This window comes from Pseudomonas sp. PS01303, assembly GCF_029959385.1.
GTDB classification, from domain to species: domain Bacteria; phylum Pseudomonadota; class Gammaproteobacteria; order Pseudomonadales; family Pseudomonadaceae; genus Aquipseudomonas; species Aquipseudomonas rustica.
The window spans coordinates 1-258 of sequence record NZ_JASCPK010000352.1; the positions used below are offsets into that span (position 1 = coordinate 1).

At 53.5% G+C, this 258-nt stretch carries 1 tRNA gene and 1 rRNA gene; both read left to right on the forward strand.

Going from position 1 to position 258, the window contains the following annotated elements:
- Positions 1–104, forward strand: a 16S ribosomal RNA gene (locus tag QMX93_RS30925); the annotation flags it as partial.
- A gap of 81 nt (positions 105–185) precedes the next feature.
- Positions 186–258: transfer RNA gene (locus tag QMX93_RS30930), tRNA-Ile, on the forward strand.

Here is a 258-nt window from a genome sequence, read left to right on the forward strand (position 1 = left end):
CTAGTCTAACCTTCGGGAGGACGGTTACCACGGTGTGATTCATGACTGGGGTGAAGTCGTAACAAGGTAGCCGTAGGGGAACCTGCGGCTGGATCACCTCCTTAATCGACGACATCAGCTGCTCCATGAGCTCCCACACGAATTGCTTGATTCATTGAAGAAGACGAAAGAAGCAGCCCGAAATTGGGTCTGTAGCTCAGTTGGTTAGAGCGCACCCCTGATAAGGGTGAGGTCGGCAGTTCGAATCTGCCCAGACCC